Here is a 22,276-nt window from a genome sequence, read left to right as displayed (position 1 = left end):
TTTTCATCCTGCATCTGAATAAGTCTTTGGCAGTTCCCCCTATACAGCGGCAGCGTCGAGCACAAGCCACAATTAGCCGTCAACACTCAACGCACCCTTGGCTAACGTATGGCTTCCCCGGCGATTCAAATAAGTCCGTTCCTGACAATCTCGTTAAGGAAATGATTGAGCCCAACATGAGCAGAAAGAGATATCCCATCGACGCTAGGAGTAGACTCACCTGTAAATGCATCGATACCGCCAGCACTGACACACGCGCGCAACATTCTTTCTTCGTCTATTGCATTATGAAACAGACTTTGGTCATTCAATAAATAAGCCAGCATGGCAGCCAAGCCATACGCCCCCCAATTCGAACAGCTTGATACAATCAATGAATCGGTAGAAACGACCGAGGCGATTCCTTGATCACATGGACAAAGACAATGTGCTCCATACTGATGAATGTCATGAATCGCCGGCAAGATCCTGCCCATACCACACTCATTTCCAGCGTCGCCTATACCTACAGAATAAATACCCCTCTCTACAGCAGCAGTTACAACTTTATAGTATGCCCCTTCAATATCTGAATCTGGAACTGCCTTCCCTGAAGCGGAATGAACAATTCCGACTGGGTTAGGTGCCATTGTTTCAATAGCGACGACTGCGCTCGGGCTATAGGTATTCAAAATATCCTGAGAAGCCGACTCAGCCTTACCAATGTCCAATGGGAAATCGACAGCTATACCGCAGCCGGGCCGACGCATACCCGGACCGTCAAAAACAGGGATACCCAGCGCCATGGAAGAGTGTTTAGTTGGAAGCAGATGCTGATTATTCAAGACAAAACAGGGAATTGCTCCCAGTCCTTTGCTGATCACCCGCGCCAATGCTGCTGCCCCTGGAGGCCCGTCGGTTTCGCTAAAAGGAACCCAAGGTGTCTGAGCCGCAACACAGGTAATTAATACATTATCACCCGGTTTTACATGATGTATAAGGCCTCTTGCAGCTTTAAGCACCATCGAAGTGCCCGCTTCCTCACGAGCTGCGTTGCCCAGCAATTGTATGATGCCTCTGGGCCACTTTCTAGAGCGCATCTCTATCGTTATTGCCTGATCGATATTATTACCGATGATCTCTTGATCCGTCATAGAACACCATACCGAGTAGTTAAATTTACAGAGCGCCCATTATTAAAAATAAAAAGACGATTAAAAAATCGTGAACCTTGATCCGTAAACCCCACTTCCTAATGTAGGGTCCACCGATTGACTGCAACACTCACTCCATCCAAAAAAGCCAGCAGTGACTAGTCAACAGTCTCATACACGGAAACAATGTTTACAATTTTTTCGGGCACGAAGATAAATTTCTTTACCTCCTTGTTTTCCAGCCAGCGCTGTACCGTAGGCTCAGCCAATACTAAAGCCCGGACTTCAACCTCAGTTAAATCTCGTCGAATCATCAATTTCAATCGAAGTTTACCATCGATAGAAACGGGACACTCAAACTCAGGCTCAATCAAAAAGCGCTCTTCTGCAATAGGGTAATCTGTATTAAGTAGAAAGTCCGAATTATGAAGCATTCCAGACCATAGTTCTTCCGTAATGAATGGCGCATAGGGATGGAGTAACTTCAGGACAATCTCAAGCACTTCTTTCTTGTGGCATTTCAGTGAGGTTAGTTTGTTAACACATATCATCAACGCGGCGATCGCTGTATTGTACGACATCTCGCCAGTCAGCCTACCAACTTTGGCAATTGCCGTATGCACAGCTTTTAACTCATCGCCATTGGCAGGCCCGTCTTCCACCAAAGAGTTTCCGCTCTCGTCTTGAAAAAGTCGCCCTACTTTTTGCAAAAACTTATAGGGTCCATCGATGGATTGAGTCGACCAAGTAGCCGTTTGTTCAATAGGACCGAGGAACATTTCATGTAGTCGAAAAGTATCCGCGCCATAGCGCTCGACGAGATCGTCAGGTATCTCAACGTTGTGTTTGGATTTCGACATTTTCTCAGTCAGGCGATCGCATAAAAAGACACCTTCATTAAAAATGAAATCGGCATCTTCATAGGATCTCCGCCAAGATCGAAGTGCATCTACATTCACTAGGTTGCTGTCATCCACAAATCGAATATCGATATACAGCGGCTGGACATCTCTCTCGCCTTTAATATCTGCAGAAATAAGCTGATGGGTGACCTTATCACGGTAGATGATGGCGGAAACCCCCAGAATCATGCCCTGGCAAAGCACTTTTTTGAAAGGCTCTTCGAAATCAATCAGCCCCCGATCCTTCAAAAAGTGCGTCCAGAACCGAGAGTACAAAAGATGGCCGGTGGCGTGTTCCGCACCACCGACATAAAGATCCACCGATTGCCAGTATCTGATATTTTCGGGCGACACAGGCCGCGCATCGTTGCGAGGATCCATGTAACGCAGGAAATACCAACTCGAGCCGGCCCAGCCAGGCATTGTGGTTGTCTCATATTTCTGCCCATGGTAATTCCAGTTTTTTGCTCGATCCAGCGGGGGCTCGCCTTCGTTAGTAGGCAGGAACGCCTCGATGTCTGGCAACACCACGGGAAGGTCGTGGTCCGGTACCACATCAGGAATACCATCGTGATCATAGAACACCGGGATAGGTTCACCCCAGTACCTCTGCCGGCCGAAGATGGCATCTCTAATCCGGAAGCTCACCGTTTGCACACCGCGACCTGTTTCCACAAGTTTCGCCATGATCACATCTTTTGCAGCATTGCTCGATAACCCGGTCGCCTCATTCGAATCAATCAAGTTCCCTGAGACGTACTCATAAGGAGCCTCTGACCCTTGCGCTCCTTCATAGATGTACTTAATTGGAAGATCAAAGGTTTTTGCAAATAGAAAATCCCGGGAGTCTGAACAAGGCACACCCATAATTGCGCCGGTCCCATAATCGGCAAGTACATAATCGGCAACCCATATCGGCAGGTATTCGCCTGTCAATGGGTGAACGCCATAGGTCCCTGTAAACTGACCAGTGCTTTGATCTACGCCCGTTAACCGATCGCGCTCAGAACGAAAAGATGTTTTCTCGAGATAAGCTGCCACGTCTTCCTTGAAAGCCTCGCTGGTGATTGACTCCACCAGTTCGTGCTCAGGCGCCAACACCAAGAAAGTACAGCCGTAAAGTGTTTCGGGATGACTAGTGAAAACCCTGACAGCCGAATTCGCGCCTGCCAATTGAAAAGAAATTTCAGCCCCCTGAGATTTCCCTATCCAGTGCCGCTGCATATCTTTCAGCGCGTCAGGCCAATCCAGCCCAGATAGACCGTCAAGAAGCCGGTCCGCATAAGCACCAATGCGTAGCATCCACTGCTTCATCTTTTTCTTATGAACCGGATGACCGCCGCGCTCAGAAAAGCCGTCCTTCACCTCATCGTTTGCCAATACCGTTCCTAATTCCGGACACCAGTTCACGTAGGAGTCCGCACGGTAAGCCAATCTATATTTCATTAAAAAATCGGATTGCTCATGTTTTGAATACTGACGCCACTGAAGCGCAGTAACAACGGGGGCATCCGCATCCGAAGATGCAGCAATCAGCGTATTACCAGAAGCCTCCAGATGCGAAATCAGCTCAGTGATCGGTTTCGCTTTATTATCGACGATGTCATACCAGCTATTAAATAACTGAGAAAAAATCCACTGCGTCCAATGGTAATAACCAGCATCTGAGGTTTTTATTTCGCGCTCTGGATCATAACAAAAACCCAACTTTCGTAGCTGCGCCTTAAATGTGAAAATATTATTGTCGGTGGTGATTTTTGGATGTTGCCCTGTCTCAATTGCATATTGCTCAGCCGGCAAGCCAAACGAGTCGAACCCCATAGGATGCAAAACGTTATAGCCCAACATTCGTTTGTACCGACTGTAAATATCCGTGGCGATATAGCCCCGCGGATGCCCAACGTGAAGACCCGCACCAGAAGGATAAGGAAACATGTCCAGGCAATAGTATTTTGGCCGCGACAGATCAGAACTAACTGAATAAAGTACTCCCTGCTCCCATCGAGCAAGCCATTTCTCTTCCATCGCCCTGGTATCATGTATCGTCATGAATAAACCTAAATAAAATAAAGGAAAATATATTTTCTAAAGACAAACGTAGAATTATAATAACGGGTAACAGATCACAAACCTAAGCCAACCAAGCTTTCCGTTACCTCTATCAAAAAACCACAGCATTTTATGCATCGATATAACTATCACTCGATATCCTACTGCTGGCCAACCCCGATTTCAGCATGATATCCGAGGGAGATAATCCTCTCTCAACCATATCAATGAGAACGTCTAGATGAGCAACTTCTGCCGAAGGTGCCAATTGCCTTGACAATCCTTCCGCAGCGAGTCCAACAAGATGTCGTGTGGCCTCCTTGAATGTTCCAAGACCAGGACTACGTCCACTCAAGCCACATTTACTAGCCTCAAGATAGAGAAACTTCAATACATTGGCATCTTTGACATGCAAAAGATCCAATGCACTCTCAAGAGCCTCATCATCGTAAGCCAACCCCTTCCAAAACGCTGAAAGCGCCGCCACAAAAGGTGGAGAACAGGTATCGGCGGAACGAAGTTCGACAACATTCTTCATACGCGCCTCTGGGTAGAGCGTACCAAGATGCATAACCCAATCCTGAGGTACCGCACGATATGATTGAAATCCGTGAGTGAGGAAGTCATGAAAAGTTAAACCATTCAGGTGAATCAACGTGTCATTGCGCGAGATGAACAAGACCGGTTTATGCAAAGCCCATTGTGTATAGCACTCAAATGCACGATCCGCAAAGGTTGGATCCAAAATGAACTCGGGAATGCCGGACCGCGCTTGGTCAAACATCGACCATACGTGCATTCGATAGCTTTTAAAGGGCGAGACTCCACTCTCGAAAAACGGGGAGTTTGCAAAAAGGGCTACGATATAAGGTTGACATTTCAACCCTAGTTGCAGCATCTGACCCGCGTGTCTTTCAGAGACAAAATCCAAAGATACTTGCATGGATGCCGTCATTTTCTGCCCTGCCGAGGACTGGGAGCTTCGTTCAAGAAGCGGCATCATCTCGAGGTAGCGTGTACGGGGTACGGTCTGAACAGAGGATACCGTCCCGTACGGGCGATAACCGATGGGCAATATGGTTAATGCCAGCGACTCACATACATCCAGTAGCTCCTTCAAGAATGTATGCAGCTCTAGCAACACATCAGCTATCAACCTCCTTGGCGAACTGGAAAACTCGATCTGCCCACCAGGCTCCAGGGTAACCAACGTACCGCCACGCTTTAACCCTACGAGCATACCCGCATCATAGATAGGCACATAACCGAGCGGTAACAGCGTTAGCAAAATACGCGACAAACTACGCAAACCAAAAAAAGGAACGCTGAGAAGCGTCATGCGGTCCACCAAAATCAACTCATACTCCAAGCCGATGAGGCGCTGCTCCCGCGTTTTTTTACTGGCATGAAAAAATTGAATGCAATCCTTCTCAGTGATAAATATCTCGCTTGAATTCCACGTCGCTTCACCCGCCATATCAGTCCCCTACTTCCTTGTTAGGCCATCAACTTTTGGAGATCAGTCATTGCATTGACGAACCTGTCAATATCATCTTGGGTATTGTAAAGGTGCATGGACACACGCAGTCCGCCGTTCAGCCCACGATCTCTATACAAGGGTTGATTACATTGGAACCCTGAACTTATGGCGATATCATACTTATCGGACAAGATCCGCGAGATAAAACCTACATCTATCCCCCCCTCGGGAACGAATGTAAATATAGGTAAGTGATGCTTGGACGTAGCAAATGGAAAATAGAGATGGGGCACGCTCTGGATTTTTTTTGAGAAGTAAGTTTCTAACGAGTGATCGTGCTGCTGAATTCTCTTATAACCGATGTCTGACAAGTAACCAAGCGCTGCTCCCAAACCGATAACACCCTCTATATTAGGCGTACCCGCCTCAAACCGGGCGGGGCCTGTTTGGAAGGTCACCTCATTGCCGTCAACCTTATTGACCATCCCTCCCCCCTGACGATTGCATTGCATGCTGGACTGAACCTCTTTGCACGCAAACAGCACTCCAACCCCGGAGGGACCGAGCATTTTATGCCCTGAGAAAGCTAAAAAATCGCAACCTATCGATTCAACATCAACCGGAATGTGGCCAACGGTTTGTGCAGCATCGATCAGCGTCAGCGTGCCTCGACGCTTTGCAATTTTGCAAATATCCGCGACTGGCTGAATGTTGCCAGTGATGTTCGATGCATGACAAACAGCAATTAGCTTCGCGGGTTTGGAAGCCAACAAGGAGTCCAGATAATCAAGATCGACCAACCCTTCCTCATCTAATCGAACAACACTGACATCACAAAATGCCAGCCATGGCAATAAGTTAGAATGGTGTTCCAGTGGAGAGATGACGACGTGATCACCGCGAATCAAAGACAACGTGTTTGCAGCCAGATTTATCGCATCCGTACAATTGGCCGTAAAAATAACTTCGTCCGCTGCACAGTTCAAAAAATACGCTAACTCCAACCGGGTCGCCTCATAGAGCCCGGTCGCCGCTTCGGCGTAACGGTGGTTCGACCTGCCTACATTACTACCAGCATCACGATAATACCCGGTCAAGGCATTAATTACTTTCATGGGCTTTAGCGAGGTGGAAGAGTTATCTAAATAAACTCGTCGATTACCCTGTAAAAAAATAAAATCGTCGCGGGCAACCAGAGGGGCCATGCTCTCGAGTTCTAGAGTTTCCATAAACTTCTCCGTGTCAGGATGTAGAGCTACTGTGCAGCAGTGGGAAGTTCCAACTTTACCAATCTAAACTTCCCGGAGCTTTCAGGCGGGATAAAGGAGACAGCAACCGTCTCTATGCGGTACTCGACACCGAACCAGCTTCTTAGCTCGCACTCGATAGAGCCCACTTCCTCCCCTGCCGAAGAAAGCGGTCCAGGAACATATTTAAAACTCACCACGTCCAACGTAATAATAAGTTGATACTGCTGGATGGATCCCCCCAGCCGCCCCACCATATCGTCCAGGTCCGCTACCGTCTTCACTTTTCCCTGAGCAACGGAGAAAGAATCACTTAATCTTCCGTGCAACTTCAACACCTCGACGTCGTCTGAGGGCAGGAAAATTTTCGCTGGGTCCGTATGAGCTGAAACCTCAATCAGATCCCCCGTCCGGTATCGAAGAAGTGGCATCAATTTATTTTTCCAGGATGTTACGATAAGCTCATAGATGTTTCGTTCGGGAATGAAAGGATGGAGTTCAAGTACAGTCTCATACCCACAACGCTTATAACTGCCCTTGCTATCCTGAAAAAACAGGACACCAAACTCAGTTGCCCCAAACATACTGAATACAGGTAGTTGATAAGCAGCCTCAAGCATACGGCGTGCCCCAACAGTCAAAAATTCATAAGAGGAGGTTATGTACCGAGGACGGTACGTTGGCGCTCCTAGTCCGAACACTACTCGTTTCGCAAGGAAAATCATTAAATAGGTGGGATCAACCTCAAGCAAACCAGGCCGAAACTGCGCAATCTCGGTATCAATACGTTGAATGTCATCTGTTGTCCATCGCGTCGGATCCGGATGAGTATTGAGGTTCAAAATGCTCCCCTGGATTCTCTGCTCATACACTGGATTATCCAGGTAACAAGATGTCACAGAGCACACTGCGGTGGTCAGAAGCGCTTTTCTGTCTTTGGTTATTGAATAACCTTCCATATCAGCGCAGTAGCTATATGACCGCTCAAACTCACCAGACCACCAATTTTTGTAGCGAACCAGTTGTAATACTTGATTGCTGGAACCCGATGTATTGGCATACTCCACCGCCCGCACTTTAATCGCATGTTCAAGTGCTGGGGTCATGAAATTATTGGGGAAGCCAGAAATTATATGGCTCTTCGACAAGAGTGGAATACAATGATTGCTATCGCGATGAAAATAAGACTTGATTTCAGCATCCCAAGGCGAGTAAAGCGGTACTTTAAAGTAGGAAAAGGACATATCAAGAACTCCTTTGAATGACCGCTGAAACGAAGCCGTTCCAAATATCCATATTTTCGGGATGATTGATTAATGTTTTTTCAATATGCCCTTGCAACCCCAAGACAAAGTGTGAGTCACTATCCAGTTCAATACCTTCAATCAAGCCATCGGCAGAAGTAGCGTTAACCCTGAGCGACACAGGTAGCCGGTTAATACATTGATGATGCACAGAAGAAGCGCTTAAAGCGAGCCTGTTAGTAATCCCATGAAGTCGTGTTCCTGCATTCACTTCAATCGGATGATAATTTATCCAGCCATCAGGATCTATACAATGATCAACGCCGGAATACGGGATTTCCTGATGTAACGTCCCACCCTCAGCCACATTAATCAACTGCATACCTCGGCAAATCCCCAAGACAGGTAACTTTCTTGATTTCGCTTCGTGATAGAGCGCCAGTTCCAATACATCTCGATCACGATCCGGCTGCAATATCAAAGGCCTGTTGAAAGGCTCACCTATACCCGCGACACCAGCACTGTATTGTACCTGACTTGCCTCTCCGTAAAAACTTGAACAAATATCCTGCCCTGAAGGTAACACCAGTCCATTGACCAGAGACATCAACGCTGTAATAGAATCTGCCCCCACTCCTGGTGGTATGATCAATGGAGTGCAACCGAGCGATGTAAGAATTTTTATATAACTGCTGTTGACTACTGTCATCGCGAGCGCAGCCGAGTGATTGACGGCTAAACGCTGATTCGCTGCACTGATCAATATTATCGGACGCATGTCGTTATTGACCTGTGAACGTGCGCAGGCTAGCGCCTGCTACACCGCTCACAACGCCCCCTTTGAAACATATTGAGCATGTCTAGATAAAGGCAAATTGTCGATGTAATTAACTATCGAGGCCAGCTTCAAGTTATCATAAGAATAAGCGGCATCGGGAAGTGTGTCCGGCATCTTCGTTCCGGCTCGCATCGCAGACTCCACGAAGATACCTAAGAGCGGGTTGACCTCTAGAACATAGAACTGGTCATCCGTTCTGGATTGAACCATATCAATTATCGTCCCATTAATACCCAACACCTGCGCAGCCTTAAGTGCAATATCCACTTCATGGCCAAGCCGTCGTGGCATCATTTTTCCACCTGCTGAAATGTTAGTTTTGAAACTGTGTTTTTTCTCTCGACTATATCCCCCCATCACTTCCCCATTGAAAATTTCCACCCGACAATCAACATCACCAAAATCAATATATTGCTCAACATAATAGTCATGAATAACATGTTGTGTTGCCTGGATAAAGTCCAGGAATTGCTCAGCATCGCTGAATCGCATAACCCCCACTGCGCCGTGACCTGAGCGGGGTTTATAGACCAATTGCCCCCACTTGCTGAATAACCCATTGACGACATCAGCAATAACAGTAGGTCCCAGTAGCGCGGCCTCTGGGACCCGAACCCCGTGCTGACGCAATAACTGATTAGCCCTAAACTTATCGCGACACTTGAAAAAAGACTCACAATTATTGACAACATCGACGCCACTGTCCTGTAGCGCAAGAAGAATGTCAGCCTGGTAAGGCGACTGCTCATCAGCGTTCATATGAAAAGCGACATCGAAATTGCTTAGACAGACACCGCAACCGCTATAAACTTTCCCGTCAATGACATAACATTCACGCATATCAAATTCTGAGAAAACCTTAAACCCCCTCTCCTCCAACAAACTACATAATGTACGCTTAGGAATAACGCCATTATCATTTTCGTACATCCATACGATAACCGAACGTGCAACATGTCTCGACCGAATCATTCGACTGCCCCCATCTCACAATCAACTAAACAATCAGTTAGTTGGCGTTATGAACCATAACGCCAATTCAACTTACTGGATCACAGCCAACGGATTTTTATAGGAGGCACGCTGAGACAACGCGTGCCACCAGCGGCGGATATTGTCATGCGCGAAAACAACACTCTCACATTTAGCCTGGAGCAAATAGTCTGTGTATTGAACAAAAGCGAGATCCGCGAGCGTCAATTCTTCTCCTGCAAGAAACGAAGAGTTTTCCAGTGCCTTGTCCATGGCAGAATAAACCGCTTTCAGTTTCTCTTCGGCCTCTTGGATGATGCTCAGATCGGATTGCCCGCCGAACATGGGCAGAAAAATCTTCTGGAAGACAACGCTGTAGGCTGGTGGCGTGAAATAGCAAGCATCAACACTTAACCATTGGTCCATCTTTGCCAGTGCAGCCAAATCCTTGGGGACAAGAGAAATACCAGGCAGTCGAGCTTCTAGATATCTGTTGATTGCTTGTGATTCATAAATCTTTACTTCGCCATCCAACAAAACAGGGACTTTGCCAAAAGGATTCAATGCCAAGTGCTCATCCGATTTATGCGCCCCCTTTGACAAATCAACACTGACAAACTCAACAGGAGTATTTTTTTCAGCGAGAACCATCAATACACTTCGGGTACAGGCACTGCTTTCGTTGCCAATAAGTATCATGATGTTTTCCTTTATTGACCCATGCCCATTTGAGTCCCCATATCCAAGGTGTTACCAAAGGTCCACCCCTTGCGAATTTTGTTATTTTCAAAATATGCGATGTCTAGGTTATCGACGTTAACAACCCGGTTTGATGCAGGGATACCTTTCAGAGGCCCTTTATGTGTCGCCGTAAAAATTCCTTGGTGAATGACAAAATCTCCCACCGACCAAAGGTTCGTCATATTGATACTGGCATCCGGAAATGCCTCCGCAAGCATCAAAAAGTCTTCTTTAGAGTGTTCCTTCCCTACGGCCAGGCCCGGCACCATCTGGTCATCCCATTCAATGTCATCACTCATGCATTCCAGCCAGGGTTCTAGCTGTTTAGTGAGCAGTAGTTCATTGTAATGGCGCATTTTTTCAAGATTTTCATACTCAGGAGCGATGCCCTCATAATATATTTGGCAAGGTTTATCCAAATCAGGTACGTCACGACCGTCATCGCTTATCACGCCCAATTGAATGAGCAATGTATAGGGGTCTGCATAAGTATGCTCTTTGGTGATCGTCCCTTCATCATTGGTCCACATGAGACTGGCCGCAATTAACCCTACTTCTTTTCCCGAGGGTGGAACCCCCATGAATTCCTGCGTGTGAATAGCCTTCCATGCCCAAACCGCAATAATCATGCTGCCTTTAAAAAAAAGTAACTGATCAGCAATTTGGGTCTGAGAGAACGTGGTTTGCCAGTTCTTATAGTGACTGATGATTTGCTCCACACCAATGCAATCGGGCTCGCCGGGCGCCTTTCTGATTGCATCAGGCGCGTATACCGTTTTCAACAGATCGTAATCTGAATTACGGAGTGCATTTATATAGTTCTTACGGATTGAAGACTGGCTCATTGAAACCTCACTTAGTAGATGACACGTTGAAATTAACGTTACACTCAAAAAGGACACTGGGCATTGGATCGTCACTGGGGTGTTCGAAATCAATGCCAAAAATATCCTTGTTCTCCTGTTTGATCCACTTATCAAAAGGATGCTGCGATGCCGCAAGTTCCGTAAATGCGCGAGTTATATCGTGGGCAGCAATGTAGCAAATAAACATATCCGCCCCCCCCGTAGACTGCAGATACCAGTTTTCTTCGACAGCATTCAAGCGCAACAAGAAATCCTTGAATTCCTCTTTTCTTTCAGTTGCCAACAGCCTGGAAAATCTTATAAGACTGTCTTTTTTATTCGCGGCAAGTGGCACAGCAAAAGCAATGGTTTGCATGGCAATATCATGTCCGTTTGATGAGTTCTAGTTTCAACCCTGGCTCGGACGTCATGAATAAACGCGCCTTGAGCTGAGGCTCAGAGCCGGAGATAACATTTAAGCTATAGCGTTGAGCAATACGAACCAGAATGGTTCTTCCTTCGGCCTCGGCCAAGTGAACGCCAATACACTTGCGAGCGCCGGCTCCGAAGGGCAAATAAGCATATTTATGAACTGCTTTTATCCTGTCTGCAGTGAAACGATCAGGATCAAATTTCAAAGGATCTTCCCAATAATTTGGATTCCGATGAAGCCCCCACTGAGCGATTATAAAATCCGAGCCTTTGGGAAATACATAGTTCTTATATCTATAGTCTTCCAGGGCAACCCTGCTCATTCCCCAGGAAGATGGGTATAAACGCAAAGACTCCTTGAAAACCCTTTCGGTGTATTCAAGACCTTTCAAGTCTTCAAGCGTGCAGATTTTACCTTTGAGTCGCTCGTCTACTTCAGCACTTAATTTTTCTTGTTCCGCGGCGTGAGTCGCCAATAGATAGAGAGCGAAAGCAACACCATTGGCGGTTGTCTCATGACCGGCCAAGAAGAGGTTCATAACCTCATGGCGTAGCTGCACGTCGGACATTCCCTCTCCGGTGTCGTCATAGATCGCCGACATGTACATCCCGAGGAGATCCTGATGTTCAGTAGCCGGAGCAGCACGCCGGTCATGAATAATTTGATAGATAATAGTATCGATACTTTCTTTCGCGTTTTCATAAGCCCTCTCATCGGAGTCGCTCAATGTCTGCGGCGACCAGAGCTTCATCATCGAATACTCTTGTAGTACCTCAAGTGCTGAAGTAACGCTATCTGAAAATCGAGAGATATCGGTAGAGAAAAGACACTTTATGACAATCCTCAAGGTCAGTTTTTTCATTTCTAGAGTAATGTCGAGAACGCCCTCATTGCGTTCTTCCCATTCAGCAAACATCTCATCAATGCACTCATGGAATACGTAACTAAAGCCATCGACGCTGCGCTTGGTAAACGAGGGGTTCGCAATTTTTCTCTGCCGTTTCCATTGATCGCCTATCAACGTAGAAAGACCACTCCCAATGGCCGGGCTAATTTTTTCCATTGTTTCTGCACTTTTTGAAAAAAAGCGCTCATTGCCGATTAGCATGTCTTCAATAAAAGCCGCATCCGCGACCAGATAGCCATCGATACCGCGAAGATAAACAATATCTCCATATTTTTCCAACGCCTTGGTTGTAAGTCCAAGAGGGTCCTTGAACATATATGCAGGGTCATTAAACTCTGGAGAGGTATCTCTTAGTCCTGGTACATCCTCAACAGGAGGGAGCACGCTATCATCTAAAGAAAAAGCCGACATCGGCAATGTACTCATCAACAACTCTGAATCATTCATACTCTATTCCTTTGTCTATACATTTCAAATTTATGACAGCACGCAAGGAGCTTGATTTACCGCAAAAAAATTCAATGACCATGACACTTCAATATTATGAACGTGATGCCACCAGCCCGCTGGCAAGTAGAGAAGGTCACCCGCTCCGAGTTCACAGTCCACATAACGTGCTCGAGAAAAAAGTGGAAAATCAGAGTCTTCATAATTATCAGGATCGACCATGCTTGGCTCGTACAGTGCGTTGCTTCCAATGACAACGGGGTATAAGAATTCGGTCTCACTCGGTGCATAAAGCCTAATTCGCTTTCGGCCTTTCAGTTGGCACAAAAAATTATCAACGAGGTCCCTATGCAAACGTAACCCTGAACCTGCAGGCCCAATCCACCAGCGAGGAGTATTAAATGCAGCGCGAGAAAATACCTCAGGGTAAAAATAAGTATCCTTCAACTGCTCAGGGACGCTGTTGGCTGCCATGTAGCCACTCACCTCCCCTTTATCGCTATACAGGGCATTCACATAATCAAGAAAACTCGATTTCTCGTAGCTCGGAGGTTGTTTTTTAACAAAATCATGTTCCGTTACCAACAGACTTACCTCAAGCTCTCCAAGCGCATCGAAAATTTCCGAAAGTGTCATTTTGAATAAAGGCCACTTGCAACAAACTTCCGTGATAATGAAAGGCTCACCTCGGCGAAAATAGCTTTCAATATTCTCACTTTCGCCCCGAACATCGCATCGTTTGAAGTCGGCACCCTGAACGCTTTTAAATTCAATTTCCGATCGACGCGCCCCATCCAGAGAAGTGTTATTGAATATGAGATTCAACAACCTCATCCCTTCTTTTTCCCCGTCCTTAGTGGAATTAGCCAAGGCGCGAATTTTTAATTTCCCGGTATTTATCAACGTAAGAGGATCGATTGTCTTACTTGCAAGATCAGCAATCACACCTTCCGCCAATGAAATCTCCGTACCACACTCTCCGACACTGACACTAGTGTTAGAATATATGCGCGTATCAACGCTCATCACAAATAGAGGTTGCCCGCTCAGCGTATTCCATACATAGTTACCCCGTAGTCCTTCGAGTGAAGACGGCGAAACAGTTTTACTCAGTCTCTCAATCTCTTGAATCGCAACGATAGTATTTTTCATTGTGGTCAATATACCGTGACTGTACATATCAAAAGTCAAATAGCAGTCCTTTGTAGTCATCTCTAAACTGCAGATTTATAAGAAAGACCAAGTAACTCATATAAAACACCGCATAACCGTCTCTTTTTAAATCAAGCCGTCCTGCGGTTTCCAGCCATTCTTCCTTGACCGAAAATATTCTATAAAAAGCGAAGGTCAATACATACTCACTTGCCCTCAACTCAGCGTTTATAAAATGCTCCGCACCGAGCAATTCAATAACGGGCCGAACGGCCGCTTCATGTTCTGCAAATAACCTCATAAGCCATTTATGAATAATGGACTCTTTTTCCTGTCGGGCTTCAGCGTCTAATTGATCAAGGAATATTTGAACTGTCTTAGCGCAAGGTACAGCGGAGGAATCACACTCCAACAATTGACAAATCACCTGCCAATGCGAGGAATTATCGCTTATATAGCTATCCATGTTGGCAGCCAGAAAGGTACTGAAGTATTTACTTTTTCTGTGCGCCTTCGACATTAGCGTACCGGAAACATAGTCAAAAAATTTATAAATCTCCTCTCGAGTCCCTAGTGCCTTAACGAGAAACCCTGGGAAATGAAAAGTAGGTGACTTCGTGTCCGTGGCAATTACACCCTGAGGCCCGAATGAATACGTCGTGCCGGTATCCACAAATTCCCGGGTTCGACCAATGGCGAACACCCGTGTACTTGGTATTACGTATCCTCCACTATAGTGGCTTGTCAAACCGTTCGCCTCAAGGGCCGCTAATGTGCGCGCAATTGTCTTTTCATTTGCATGGGCATTACCCCAAAAAAAAGATATAAGATTTACATACTCTAACGGGGTGCTTGCCGTATACTTTGCTTCGTTCGCGTTATCTTTTTCTTCTTCCACCAGCTCTTTGCGAATGGAAGAAAGGTTTTTCAGGAAGCTAACTGCCTGGTCTTTTTTGTAGGGTACAGTCGCCTTTCGCAAGTTCTCATCATCCAAGGACAATATGTCATTCATCGCCCCCGTGTAGCCCGCACGCATCATCGCTTTCAATTCGTCATGCCCCAGCGAAGGTAACGAGTAACCTGACCATTTTATTTTGCGCCTTGGGTACTTCTCGTTTAGCCGAATTACCCGTTCCGCCAACTCCAAAGCGAATCCTGCTCCGCCGATATTGAGCTCTGAGCAAATAAACCAAAAATCATAAAGATCATTTTTCAGTAAAAACTCAAGTTCAGCTTCGATAACGTCGATATTCCGCTTATCGATCCGCTTCCCTTTTACATCTGGTTCAACGCAAAAGTAACATTGGAAGGGGCATCCCCGAGATACCTCTACAGCAATCGTCGGAGGGGTTTTCGAATGTAATGCGGAACCGTAGAAGTTTTTTATCTCACTAACGATTTCATCGTGGTATTCAGTATTTTCAGCAGGCTTGTAAAAACCGACATCGTTGTAAATGTAATCGTTGCCGTTTTTGTGTATCAGTCCCGGAACCTGTTTCAGGTTACGCCCGGACAATGTGTCATTAAAGGCGTTAAAAAAGCCGTCTGGACAACCCTGTAGACCAAGATCGATTTCGAGATACTGCGCCAATTTTCTGGCATGCGTTGTAAATCCAAAACCGCCCATAATGATTGGGGCATCAGTCAATCTGCGAATCAATTGAATTAGTTTTTTACTGTCTTCAATTGGAAAATAGGTTCTGAAAAATTTTCCTGGTTGAGCCTCTACCGCATCGTAATTGGAAAGGTCTAGCGAGTCCCCTTGACGCAGGTGAATACCTACCATCTTCGGACGTTGCGTTGTAATTACGCGCCTCAGGTATTCATACCAGTTTTCGACATACAACAAATCAATGCGCTTTACTCTGATATCATTGCGCTTTGCAATTTCACTGATTTGTACAAACGCATAAGGGTAGATCGGCCTCCATGGCAGGTTGCAGCAATTGAGCAATAAGAAATCAATTTCTTCGCCTTTCATATGTAACGTCCCTTTACCCTAGCGAATGCAACCTTTAACTCATCGGCTCAAAAACATTGGTAATTTCAGTACCGCTTTTCTGGAGTTGCAACCTTTGCAAATATCCATATTCCCAAGCAGCTTTACCCTACTCTTGACAATTTCTTTCAAACGGTCATTCTCCACATGACCAATATTGGAAACATGACCAAAGTCTTGGAAGCATCCAAGAATATCCCCTTTATAACTTATGCTAAGACTCCCATCACCGACAGCGCAAAAATTTGAATTTACCCAGGTCCCCATCAAAGCATTCAACATGAACTTAACTTTTCCCATTCCGGTTTTGTACTCACTTTCAGACAGGTTAAGATTTAGCTCACTGACTAATTTTTTTCGATACTCCCCTTCGAGTTTTGCATTGATATCCCCTCCTCTGTTCCACAATGGGAATAGATAAATTCTCTTGAATCCCAACTGACGAAGGTGCGCAACTGTTTCGGCCAACGTACTGTAAATGACCGGGCCACCGGTCAAATGAACAATCACCTTGTCTGCCGCCGCTTCAGCCAGAGCCGCTATGTTGCGCCAAATTTTCTCATGGTTTAGACCAACATGTACTTTGTCGAAAATCTCCTTGCGAATAGAACTTACCGAAAGCCGAATAACATCCACATTGTCAACGCAAGCGTCAATATTTCTCTGATTGAATGTCACCGCGGTAGTGGTGACATCCGTCAAGACCCCGGACTTACGCATCATCTTCAGTAGTTCATGAAACTCAGGGTGTATGGTTGGCTCTCCTCTGCCGGCGAGGTCCAGCTCCCATACATAGGATGGGTCTATCTGAGAAACAATTTTGTCCATCGTTTCCAATGTGATGAAGCCATAATCCTTGATTACAGAGCGCGGGCACATGCTGCAGGAAGCAGGACATGACGGTGTCGCCTCTACATTGACAAGTATTTTCTTGATCACCTGCTCCACCTTCTTTTATTCAATTTGCGCCCGATTCGATAAATCAACCGCGTAAATCGTGGGTTTCGCTTCAGCTCGATTGATAGCTTTCCAATCTAAAGGAGTGCTCCCCCAACCGTAACTACCGAATCAGGTAGGTTGCGCACCCTGATATTTTTTGTCTGAATGTCAGACAATTCCCACGCACGGCCTCCCTCGCGCCCGAGACGGTAAGCACGCTGCTTTATATACATCAAAGGAGCACAGCGGATGGATCAAGCACAAGACATCTATAGACCTGAGCCAATAAAAGCCATCACAATCATGATCAGAACTTTTTAACCGATGAGCTGCGTTAAGAGGCAGCAGGGTGAATGTGTACGTTATACCTTTCCTAACTTCCCGCCAGAAACAGTTAGCGCATTATTGAAATTGCGTCGCTTACCGCATATAAAACAATACTCTACAACTGCGCAAAAATATCGCTCCTGCATAACCCAAGGCATAGCTTTTAGCTATGGTGAACTATAGACTTTCTATGAAACAAATGCCCTTCACCAATACCGAGCACACAGGGAAATGCATGCCGGCTCGCCGCGGGCGCTTCCTGATTAAAATAAAAACAACTACCACTTACCGCACGTCCAGTCCACACATTTTACTGCATAAACCTGTCGACCTTAATTAATATATGATAAAGCACGGCACTAACTGATCAAAAAAAACACAGCAGCTAAGCTGTGCACTCTTTTCATTAATTCACTGACTTTTATTGATACTTACATCCTTGATATTTGTAATAAAACTTGTCAGATTGCTGTCGATTGCGCTTTTTTCGAGCACGGCAATTTCAGCACTATATAAAGGAACTATAAGAATGAAAAGCTGGCAGGATGACTTACTCTCACTAACAACCCCAGGACTCTCTGAACAGCACGTATTTGATAAAATAAAAAAAGCCGCCCTTGCACTTGAGTTTGAATATTGCGCCTATGGCATTCAAATTATTTTCCCAAAAGAAAAGGTGGTGATGCTCAATAATTATCCCGCACGATGGAAAAGCCGATACGCATCAGCTAACTATATAACCACAGACCCTACTGTCGCTCACTGCAAGAGCTCACAAGTGCCGTTGATCTGGAAAGACTCCATTTACAAAAATACTCCGGCACTATGGGAGGAAGCAAGATCAGCCGGACTTAGACATGGTTGGGCACAATCCAGCCTGGATGCATTCGGTGTAGGTGGGATGCTTACGCTTAGCCGTTCCGCTCAGGCGCTCTCAAAAAAAGAAATCGAATATAGCGAAATAAGGATGCGTTGGCTCGTTAGTGTCGCCCATGTAAGTTTATCCAAGATCATCAACGAACGATTTACCGACACACCGGAAATAAAGCTCACGACTCGTGAGAAAGAAGTACTGAAATGGACCGGCAACGGCAAAACATCATCTGAAATATCTTATCTCTTGGCCATCTCCGAGAACACGGTCAACTTCCATATAAAAAATACAATTCTTAAATTGAGTGCTGCCAATAAAACAGCCGCTGTTGTCCAGGCTTTTGCTATGGGGCTGCTAAACTAGAAACCCAGCATCTGTCATTTATTAGTCCGGACGCCATCGCGTTTTATCTATCACAGCCCCACGATGGGGCGTCCATTTCCGGTTAGCCTCTGGTCCCGACTTGTGATTTTACACGTCAAGTTGGTACCAGGTGCCGATAATGAAAGCGCTTAAGCCTAACCACTCGCTTTCTCGCTTCATCACTGAGTTCCGAGTGCAGTCCTTGGGTAACACCTACCAATTCTAGTAGTTACCGACCTCAAACTTTTACCCTCTAATTGCAGCCTCTCCAAACTGGAAGGTGACTGCCGTGCAGATCCGCAAAGGAAATCGTAGTGAGCTGGGCAAAGAACTGCTTACGAATATTTCACACTATCGTTATAAAGTATTTGTCGAAAACCTTGGGTGGCCTCTGAATTGCCCTGATCAGCTCGAAACTGATCAATTTGATAGAGAGGACACGCTTTATGTGGCGGCCCAGAATGATGCGGGGGAAATCGTAGGAACAGCTCGACTGCTACCGACTACAAGACCTTATCTGCTGAGCCAGGTATTTCCTGATTTGCTAGGGGGACAGAGTGCGCCATCAGTACAGCATGTCTGGGAACTTTCCAGGTTCGCCGCCATGGATCTGCGCTCCCAACACTTGACGAAACGGCAACAGGCCCCTTCTTCTTCCACGGCGTTATTGCTTCTGCTGGCAGCCATCAAATACGCTAAATCTCACGGAGCAATGAAGTTGCTCACCGTGTCACCTGTCGGGATCATAAGGCTCTTGCACAGGGAGAAATTCAAGGTGCGTCGGTTGGGACCTTCGAAAATATCAGAAGACCTGAAAATTCTTGCGCTGGAAATCGATATTTAGCATTCGGTTAACTCAACGCTAGGGCATTGGATCCCATCCCCAGGAACCCCGCGGCGAATCCCCATGGTTTCTTGAATATGAATATTCTCCAACCTGGGCTTTTTACACTCCCTTGCCTGACAAGCGCGGGGGAGCTTGCTCTTACGTAGCTCAGTAACCTTCATATAATAAAGACTGGGCACAGCTCCGGTCGCAGGCATCCAAAATCGCCATCCCCTCAAAACCGACGGCTGGCTGAGTCAAGGAGCGAACATGACAAATCGCCTCTCCGCATGGAATTCAAAGCCAACCGTCACGTCTCGAATCAGCCACAAAATCGTCTTTGAATTACGCCCTCCACCTGAAGAGTTCGGCTCAGCACTACCGCCTCTTGTCGCGCAGTTGAGCCCGAATTTCGACTGCACTCACTATGGGCGCACACGGTGCAAGAAAGATAAAAGCATTTGGGTGATTGAGGGACTCTGGGATTGCACCAAAACGATGGAAAGGCATTTCAGCTCTCCTGCCCTTCATGCATTGATCAATTACCTAAAATCAATGAGTGTTTACTGTGCGGAGTTCAGCGCTGAAGGTATTTAAACCTCAACAAGATAGATCTCAGGTCCTGCGCGAAGAACAGCTATCAGTCTGATTCGGCCAGTTATCTGAAGAGTGATGGCACAGCGCCGCAAACACTAGGGCGCGTTCGCCATTTCTGCTGAACCAACGCAAAAGCTGATGGGCGAGGTGTCGTAAAAGGCGCTGCCAGCGGGCCGCAGAAGGAGAAGGAGAAGGATTTTTATGGAATTCAGGAAACAAAAAAAGCGGCTCAAGGCCGCTTCTCTCGTAGCTTCAAGGCGTTCAGTGGGCCTTAGGGAAGCAAATATGGCGCAGCGGACGGGACTCGAACCCGCGACCCCCGGCGTGACAGGCCGGTATTCTAACCGACTGAACTACCGCTGCGCGTAGCGTTGAAAGTAAGTGGTGGGTGATGACGGGATCGAACCGCCGACATTCTGCTTGTAAGGCAGACGCTCTCCCAGCTGAGCTAATCACCCTTTACCTTCGTTGCGGGGCGCATTGTGCCACAAAAATTCATAACGTGCTGATTTAATTAAGAAAATTATTAAAAAAGCTGAATTTCAATGAAACAGTACACATCGCATGGAACTCTTACAGCAAAAAGCCCGCGTTAGCGGGCTTTCTGTGGTGATCTGGCGTTCAGCGTTCCAGATTACCGAATATGGCGCAGCGGACGGGACTCGAACCCGCGACCCCCGGCGTGACAGGCCGGTATTCTAACCGACTGAACTACCGCTGCGCGTAACACTGAATGCGAATGGTGGGTGATGACGGGATCGAACCGCCGACATTCTGCTTGTAAGGCAGACGCTCTCCCAGCTGAGCTAATCACCCTTCACGTTCGGTGTGGCGCGCATTCTACGGAGCAGCCCCACCTCTGGCAAGCACTTTTTAAAATAATTTTTTCAGGCCTTCCAAAGGCTTAGCTGAGGGTTGGCCTATGACGCTGCGCGGAGAATAATGCCCCCCTTTGTATAAAGGAGAGACTCACCCCATGTGGTTCAAAAACCTGCTTATCTATCGCCTGACCCAAGATCTGCCTTTTGATGCTGAGGCGTTGGAAACTGCACTGGCCACCAAACTGGCGCGTCCATGTGCAAGCCAGGAGTTGACCACCTACGGTTTCGTCGCGCCGTTTGGCAAAGGCGAAGATGCACCCCTGGTACATGTCAGCGGAGACTTCCTGCTGATCGCCGCACGCAAGGAGGAACGCATTCTGCCAGGCAGCGTCGTGCGCGACGCGGTCAAGGAAAAGGTCGAAGAGATCGAAGCCGAGCAAATGCGCAAGGTCTATAAGAAGGAGCGTGATCAGATCAAGGATGAAATCATCCAGGCGTTCCTGCCGCGGGCCTTTATCCGTCGCTCGTCGACCTTTGCCGCCATCGCACCAAAACAGGGGCTGATCCTGGTCAACTCCGCCAGCCCGAAACGCGCCGAAGACCTGCTTTCCACGCTGCGTGAAGTGATCGGCACGCTGCCGGTACGTCCGCTGACTGTAAAAATGTCCCCGACCGCTACCATGACTGAGTGGGTCACCACCCAGAAAGCCGCCGACGACTTCTTCGTACTGGATGAGTGCGAACTGCGCGATACCCACGAAGACGGCGGTATCGTCCGCTGCAAGCGTCAGGACCTGACCAGCGAAGAAATCCAGTTGCACCTGAGCACCGGTAAAGTGGTCACTCAGCTGTCCCTGGCGTGGCAAGACAAACTGTCGTTCGTCCTCGACGACAAGATGGTGGTCAAGCGCCTGAAGTTCGAAGACCTGCTGCAGGATCAGGCAGAACAGGACGGTGGCGATGAAGCCCTCGGCCAGCTGGACGCGAGCTTCACGCTGATGATGCTGACCTTCGGCGAATTCCTCCCGGCGCTGGTTGAGGCGCTGGGCGGCGAAGAGACTCCGCAAGGGATCTAAAGGCTTGTGATATCTACTGTGGGAGCGAGCCTGCTCGCGATAGCGGAGTGTCAGTCAACATCAT

General features: G+C 47.0%; 18 protein-coding genes and 4 tRNA genes. 4 read left to right on the top strand and 18 right to left on the bottom strand.

What is annotated here, in order from left to right; genetic code table 11:
* Positions 1 to 125: 125 nt before the first annotated feature.
* The 14 genes from KRR23_RS11515 to KRR23_RS29385 form a co-directional block, all read right to left on the bottom strand.
* Positions 126 to 1,133: a glutamate cyclase domain-containing protein gene (locus KRR23_RS11515; protein ID WP_216742596.1), complete on the bottom strand. Its 1,008-nt coding sequence runs from the start codon at positions 1,131 to 1,133 to the stop codon at positions 126 to 128.
* Positions 1,134 to 1,291: 158 nt separating this feature from the next.
* Complete coding sequence (gene leuS / locus KRR23_RS11510) at positions 1,292 to 4,084, bottom strand: leucine--tRNA ligase (RefSeq protein WP_216742595.1); 2,793 nt, start codon at positions 4,082 to 4,084, stop codon at positions 1,292 to 1,294.
* Between the two features lie 130 nt (positions 4,085 to 4,214).
* Entirely contained in the window at positions 4,215 to 5,561 is a 1,347-nt protein-coding gene (locus tag KRR23_RS11505; protein WP_216742594.1) for a glutamate-cysteine ligase family protein, read from the bottom strand.
* A 20-nt stretch (positions 5,562 to 5,581) separates the two neighbouring features.
* Entirely contained in the window at positions 5,582 to 6,793 is a 1,212-nt protein-coding gene (locus tag KRR23_RS11500) for a cysteine desulfurase (protein ID WP_216742593.1), read from the bottom strand.
* 26 nt (positions 6,794 to 6,819) lie between these two features.
* The gene (locus tag KRR23_RS11495) at positions 6,820 to 8,055 is read right to left on the bottom strand and encodes a hypothetical protein (RefSeq protein ID WP_216742592.1); all 1,236 of its coding nucleotides are present in this window, start codon (positions 8,053 to 8,055) and stop codon (positions 6,820 to 6,822) included.
* 1 nt (position 8,056) lies between these two features.
* Positions 8,057 to 8,833: a gamma-glutamyl-gamma-aminobutyrate hydrolase family protein gene (locus KRR23_RS11490; RefSeq protein WP_216742591.1), complete on the bottom strand. Its 777-nt coding sequence runs from the start codon at positions 8,831 to 8,833 to the stop codon at positions 8,057 to 8,059.
* A gap of 48 nt (positions 8,834 to 8,881) precedes the next feature.
* Complete coding sequence (locus KRR23_RS11485; protein WP_216742590.1) at positions 8,882 to 9,823, bottom strand: RimK family alpha-L-glutamate ligase; 942 nt, start codon at positions 9,821 to 9,823, stop codon at positions 8,882 to 8,884.
* A gap of 114 nt (positions 9,824 to 9,937) precedes the next feature.
* Complete coding sequence (locus KRR23_RS11480) at positions 9,938 to 10,564, bottom strand: glutathione S-transferase family protein (RefSeq protein WP_216742589.1); 627 nt, start codon at positions 10,562 to 10,564, stop codon at positions 9,938 to 9,940.
* Positions 10,565 to 10,575: 11 nt separating this feature from the next.
* Positions 10,576 to 11,451, bottom strand: coding sequence for an ester cyclase (locus KRR23_RS11475; RefSeq protein ID WP_216742588.1), 876 nt, complete (start codon positions 11,449 to 11,451; stop codon positions 10,576 to 10,578).
* Positions 11,452 to 11,458: 7 nt separating this feature from the next.
* Positions 11,459 to 11,827 (bottom strand): hypothetical protein, encoded by a 369-nt coding sequence (locus KRR23_RS11470; protein WP_216742587.1) that lies wholly within the window; start codon positions 11,825 to 11,827, stop codon positions 11,459 to 11,461.
* A gap of 7 nt (positions 11,828 to 11,834) precedes the next feature.
* Complete coding sequence (locus KRR23_RS11465) at positions 11,835 to 13,238, bottom strand: cytochrome P450 (RefSeq protein WP_216742586.1); 1,404 nt, start codon at positions 13,236 to 13,238, stop codon at positions 11,835 to 11,837.
* 30 nt (positions 13,239 to 13,268) lie between these two features.
* On the bottom strand, positions 13,269 to 14,429 hold the full coding sequence (locus KRR23_RS11460) for a cupin-like domain-containing protein (RefSeq protein WP_216742585.1): 1,161 nt from the start codon (positions 14,427 to 14,429) through the stop codon (positions 13,269 to 13,271).
* The gene (locus tag KRR23_RS11455) at positions 14,419 to 16,371 is read right to left on the bottom strand and encodes a radical SAM protein (protein ID WP_216742584.1); all 1,953 of its coding nucleotides are present in this window, start codon (positions 16,369 to 16,371) and stop codon (positions 14,419 to 14,421) included. Before KRR23_RS11455 ends, KRR23_RS11460 begins: the two co-directional genes overlap by 11 nt.
* A gap of 39 nt (positions 16,372 to 16,410) precedes the next feature.
* Complete coding sequence (locus tag KRR23_RS29385; RefSeq protein ID WP_216742583.1) at positions 16,411 to 17,328, bottom strand: radical SAM protein; 918 nt, start codon at positions 17,326 to 17,328, stop codon at positions 16,411 to 16,413.
* 856 nt (positions 17,329 to 18,184) lie between these two features.
* On the opposite strand from KRR23_RS29385, the gene KRR23_RS11445 reads away from it, so the two are divergent.
* The 3 genes from KRR23_RS11445 to KRR23_RS11435 all read left to right on the top strand — a co-directional run bounded on the left by KRR23_RS11445 (position 18,185) and on the right by KRR23_RS11435 (position 20,315).
* The gene (locus KRR23_RS11445) at positions 18,185 to 18,892 is read left to right on the top strand and encodes an autoinducer binding domain-containing protein (protein WP_216742582.1); all 708 of its coding nucleotides are present in this window, start codon (positions 18,185 to 18,187) and stop codon (positions 18,890 to 18,892) included.
* A gap of 289 nt (positions 18,893 to 19,181) precedes the next feature.
* Positions 19,182 to 19,736 (top strand): acyl-homoserine-lactone synthase, encoded by a 555-nt coding sequence (locus KRR23_RS11440; protein WP_216742581.1) that lies wholly within the window; start codon positions 19,182 to 19,184, stop codon positions 19,734 to 19,736.
* Positions 19,737 to 19,988: 252 nt separating this feature from the next.
* Positions 19,989 to 20,315, top strand: a complete 327-nt coding sequence (locus KRR23_RS11435; protein ID WP_216742580.1) for a hypothetical protein — start codon at positions 19,989 to 19,991, stop codon at positions 20,313 to 20,315.
* Positions 20,316 to 20,601: 286 nt separating this feature from the next.
* Here the strand turns inward: KRR23_RS11435 and KRR23_RS11430 are convergent.
* The 4 genes from KRR23_RS11430 to KRR23_RS11415 form a co-directional block, all read right to left on the bottom strand.
* Positions 20,602 to 20,678, bottom strand: a tRNA-Asp gene (locus KRR23_RS11430).
* A 19-nt stretch (positions 20,679 to 20,697) separates the two neighbouring features.
* Positions 20,698 to 20,773, bottom strand: a tRNA-Val gene (locus KRR23_RS11425).
* Positions 20,774 to 20,959: 186 nt separating this feature from the next.
* Positions 20,960 to 21,036, bottom strand: a tRNA-Asp gene (locus tag KRR23_RS11420).
* A gap of 19 nt (positions 21,037 to 21,055) precedes the next feature.
* Positions 21,056 to 21,131, bottom strand: a tRNA-Val gene (locus KRR23_RS11415).
* A 160-nt stretch (positions 21,132 to 21,291) separates the two neighbouring features.
* Here KRR23_RS11415 and rdgC point away from each other — a divergent pair.
* Complete coding sequence (gene rdgC, locus KRR23_RS11410) at positions 21,292 to 22,212, top strand: recombination-associated protein RdgC (RefSeq protein WP_071553948.1); 921 nt, start codon at positions 21,292 to 21,294, stop codon at positions 22,210 to 22,212.
* Positions 22,213 to 22,276: the final 64 nt, after the last annotated feature.

The organism is Pseudomonas sp. CVAP#3, from assembly GCF_018986375.1.
In the GTDB taxonomy this organism is placed as follows: domain Bacteria; phylum Pseudomonadota; class Gammaproteobacteria; order Pseudomonadales; family Pseudomonadaceae; genus Aquipseudomonas; species Aquipseudomonas helvetica.
The sequence above is the reverse complement of the archived record's forward strand: the minus strand, read 5'-3'. Positions and strand labels throughout refer to the sequence as shown.

Excerpts from the sequence above, each read along its gene's own strand:
- rdgC (WP_071553948.1), top strand. The coding sequence starts at position 21,292 with ATGTGGTTCAAAAACCTGCTTATCTATCGCCTGACCCAAGATCTGCCT.
- KRR23_RS11475 (WP_216742588.1), bottom strand. The coding sequence starts at position 11,451 with ATGAGCCAGTCTTCAATCCGTAAGAACTATATAAATGCACTCCGTAAT.
- KRR23_RS11515 (WP_216742596.1), bottom strand. The coding sequence starts at position 1,133 with ATGACGGATCAAGAGATCATCGGTAATAATATCGATCAGGCAATAACG.
- KRR23_RS11505 (WP_216742594.1), bottom strand. The coding sequence starts at position 5,561 with ATGGCGGGTGAAGCGACGTGGAATTCAAGCGAGATATTTATCACTGAG.
- KRR23_RS11485 (WP_216742590.1), bottom strand. The coding sequence starts at position 9,823 with ATGTACGAAAATGATAATGGCGTTATTCCTAAGCGTACATTATGTAGT.
- KRR23_RS11435 (WP_216742580.1), top strand. The coding sequence starts at position 19,989 with ATGACAAATCGCCTCTCCGCATGGAATTCAAAGCCAACCGTCACGTCT.
- KRR23_RS11480 (WP_216742589.1), bottom strand. The coding sequence starts at position 10,564 with ATGATACTTATTGGCAACGAAAGCAGTGCCTGTACCCGAAGTGTATTG.
- leuS (WP_216742595.1), bottom strand. The coding sequence starts at position 4,084 with ATGACGATACATGATACCAGGGCGATGGAAGAGAAATGGCTTGCTCGA.
- KRR23_RS11455 (WP_216742584.1), bottom strand. The coding sequence starts at position 16,371 with ATGAAAGGCGAAGAAATTGATTTCTTATTGCTCAATTGCTGCAACCTG.
- KRR23_RS11500 (WP_216742593.1), bottom strand. The coding sequence starts at position 6,793 with ATGGAAACTCTAGAACTCGAGAGCATGGCCCCTCTGGTTGCCCGCGAC.
- KRR23_RS11495 (WP_216742592.1), bottom strand. The coding sequence starts at position 8,055 with ATGTCCTTTTCCTACTTTAAAGTACCGCTTTACTCGCCTTGGGATGCT.
- KRR23_RS11465 (WP_216742586.1), bottom strand. The coding sequence starts at position 13,238 with ATGAATGATTCAGAGTTGTTGATGAGTACATTGCCGATGTCGGCTTTT.
- KRR23_RS11445 (WP_216742582.1), top strand. The coding sequence starts at position 18,185 with ATGAAAAGCTGGCAGGATGACTTACTCTCACTAACAACCCCAGGACTC.
- KRR23_RS11490 (WP_216742591.1), bottom strand. The coding sequence starts at position 8,833 with ATGCGTCCGATAATATTGATCAGTGCAGCGAATCAGCGTTTAGCCGTC.
- KRR23_RS11470 (WP_216742587.1), bottom strand. The coding sequence starts at position 11,827 with ATGCAAACCATTGCTTTTGCTGTGCCACTTGCCGCGAATAAAAAAGAC.